Source organism: Streptomyces mexicanus, from assembly GCF_902506575.1.
GTDB classification, from domain to species: domain Bacteria; phylum Actinomycetota; class Actinomycetes; order Streptomycetales; family Streptomycetaceae; genus Streptomyces; species Streptomyces mexicanus.
Map to the genome: position 1 here is coordinate 6,344,957 of NZ_LR732544.1, position 2,945 is coordinate 6,347,901.

Here is a 2,945-nt window from a genome sequence, read left to right on the forward strand (position 1 = left end):
GGGTGGCCGGCGGTGGCCAGGCGGGCGCAGTGGTGGGTGAGGTCCAGGTGGGCGTAGGTGCAGCTGGTGAACAGTTCGGGGTCGAGGCCGGTGAGCAGGCGGTTGGTGCGGGCGAGGACGTGGCTGGGGGGTGTCCCGGCGGTGGCGCGGACGGCGGTGCGGACCTGCCCCATGAGGGCGGCGGCGTTCACGTTGTGGCCCTGGACATCGCCGATGACCGCGGCGACGGCGGTGGTGTCCAGTTGGATGAGGTCGTAGAAGTCGCCGCCGATGTCCATGCCGTGGGTGGCGGGGAGGTAGCGGGCGGCCACGTCCAGTCCGGGCAGCTGGGGAAGGGCTGCGGGGAGCAGGGCGGCCTGGAGTCCTTGGGCGAGTCGGAGTTTGGCGTCGTAGAGGCGGGCGCGGTCGAGTGCTTGGGCGATCAGTCCGGCGAGCGAGATCAGGAGGGCGCGTTCGTCGGGCGTGAAGGAGTGCGGCTGCTCGTAGGAGACCACGCAGCAGCCGACCGGGCGGCCGGAGGCGATCAGGGGCAGGACGGCCCAGCCTGCCTTGCGGGTCAGCCGGGGGATGCGTGGATCGTATGGCTCCATGTCGCTGGGTGAGGTGAAAAACAGAGGGGTCCTGCTGGACACGGCGCGTGCGGTGGGGACCGCGGTGTCCATGGAGGCGGAGCCGTCGAAATGCTCGATGGCCTCGCGGCGGTAGCCCCGGTGGCCGACCGCGCGCAGCCGGTCACCTTCGATCACGGTCAGGACGAAGCCCTGCGCGCCGAGAGCGGGCATGATGTGATCGGCGGCGCGCTCGGCGACGTCTTCCGCGCCCAGGGTGTCGGTGAGCGTCCCAGCCAGACGCATCAGGTCGTACAGGGCGCCCGCCCGCGTGGGCAGGGTGCTGAGCGGCCCGGATGGTTCACGCCCCGGTGGTTCGGTGCCGTGCGCCGGACCGGTCCTGGAGGCCGGCGCGATGCGGACGCTGATGCCGGAGGCGTCCGGGTGGAGCTGGAAGTCCAGCCAGTGGTCAGGGGGGCGCAGGGCGGTGAAACAGGTGGCCTGGCGGCTGACGACCGCCGCCCGGTAGTGATCTTCGAATACCGGGTGGTCCAGCCATGGCAGCACCTCCCACGGCAGCGCGCCCAGCAGGTCCGGCACGCTGCTGCCGAGCAGGTGCGCGGCATGGGCGCTGATGAACGTGACCCGTCCTGCCGGATCGAGCGCGCACCAGCCCCCCAGGACTGCGGCGTCGAGATCCGCGGCGGACAGTCCGGCTGCGTCGGCGAGCGGCGGGGCCGCGGTGTGCGGCGCCGCGGCGGGCAGGACCGGCCGCCCGTCGGCGGCGGCTTGCCGCAGGAGCGAGCCCATCTGCGCGCAGGCGGTATGGATGGCGCCCCGCTCGCCTGTGCGGAGCCGCGGCAGGCGCGAAGCCGGCCACAGCAGGACCAGCCCGCCCCACACCCTTGATCCGCTCGTCAGGGGTGCTGCGGCCAGGGCCACGGGGTAGGGCAGGATGAGCGCCGCGCGAGGGTAGCGGTGTGCCATCTCCGTCTGGTCGGCGAGCCACACCAGGCGCCGCTCACGCACCGCGTCCGCCACCGGGCCAGCGTCGGTCAGCAGCAGCCGCTCCCACAGCGTTGCCACCTTCGAGGGAACGCCGGTCGTCACCGCCAGACGCAGCGTCTGCTCGTCCTCGGACGACAGGTAGACCAGGCCGGCAGATGCTCCTGTGTCCCGCACCGCCTGGAGCAGCGGGACATCCAGCAGCCCCGGCCCGGACCCGCCGTCCGGCCCCGGCTCCGGTGCACCGCACCAGCGGCACCGAGCGTCACCCACCTACCCACAATAGGCCCAGGTCGGACAGGGCCGCCCTCTCCCACGAGGCAGCCACCAAGTGCTCAGCCCTGGTCCGCCGCTGATCGGGCTGCACCGGGGACGGTCTCGCCGATGATGCCGGCGAGGCGGTCCAATTGTGCGGCGAGCTCGTGCTGCTCTTGCGGCGTGAATTGCGAGAGAGCGGCGTACTGGCGTGCGCGCAGCTCGGCCTGCATGGCGGCGAGGCGTTCCGCGCCTTCCTCGGTGAGCCGGATGAGGACCTGGCGCTCGTCGTGCGGTGCACGGCGTCGGGTGACCACGTTCTTGTGCTCCAGCTGCTGCAGCATGCGGGTGGCGGTGGGCACGCTGACCTCGGCGTCGGCGGCCAGTCGGCTGACCGGCACCCCCTCGCCCTCGGCGTCCTGCGTCAGCGTGGTGAGCAGGGCCAGCTGCGACATCGAGAGGCCGGCTTCGGATTGCCCCACTGTGGCGGACCGTGAACGCCGCATGGCGTAGAAGAGCCGGTCGGCAGCCTGGGCCAGGCGCTCGATACCGGGCTCGACGTGCGGGTCGGGGGTGCTGGGGGTGTCGCGGTTGCCTGTCTGACTCACACTTGTTAGCTTACTAAATGAATTCTATTAGCAAGCTAAGGATCGGTAGGCGGCATGACCTTCCCCGCTCGCATCGACGTCCACCAGCACATCGTCCCCCCGGTCTGGGCCACCACCCTGGCCGCGCTGGGTCTCGACTCCGGCGGCTGGGCCATCCCCCACTGGAGCCCCGGGAGCGCCATCGCCATGATGGACCAGCAGGGCATCGCCACCGGCGTCCTGTCCGTCACCGCTCCCGGCGTCCACCTGGGCGACGACACCCAGGCCCAGAACCTTGCCCGCGCCGTGAACGAGTACGGCGCCGAGGTCGTCAAGGACAACCCCGACCGCTTCGGCCACTTCGCCAGCATCCCGCTGCCCGACGTCGACGCTGCCGTGGCCGAGGCCGTGCACGCACTGGACATCCTGCACGCCGACGGCGTCGTGCTGATGTCCAACGCCTGCGGACGCTACCTCGGCGACCCCGACTTCGAGCCGCTGTGGGCCGAACTCGACCGCCGCGCGGCGAACGTCTTCGTCCACCCCGCCC

3 protein-coding genes are annotated in these 2,945 nt (G+C 71.9%); 1 reads left to right on the top strand and 2 read right to left on the bottom strand.

Annotation, left to right across the window (positions count from 1 at the left end):
- Together GV126_RS28345 and GV126_RS28350 are read right to left on the bottom strand one after the other, a co-directional pair.
- The coding region (locus GV126_RS28345) for a GAF domain-containing protein (protein ID WP_159674193.1) at nucleotides 1-1,826 on the bottom strand (1,826 nt) is incomplete at its 3' end.
- Between the two features lie 62 nt (nucleotides 1,827-1,888).
- Nucleotides 1,889-2,416: a MarR family winged helix-turn-helix transcriptional regulator gene (locus tag GV126_RS28350; RefSeq protein ID WP_236570141.1), complete on the bottom strand. Its 528-nt coding sequence runs from the start codon at nucleotides 2,414-2,416 to the stop codon at nucleotides 1,889-1,891.
- Between the two features lie 54 nt (nucleotides 2,417-2,470).
- Here GV126_RS28350 and GV126_RS28355 point away from each other — a divergent pair.
- A partial coding sequence (locus GV126_RS28355) for an amidohydrolase family protein (protein ID WP_159672064.1) occupies nucleotides 2,471-2,945 on the top strand: 475 nt, incomplete at its 3' end.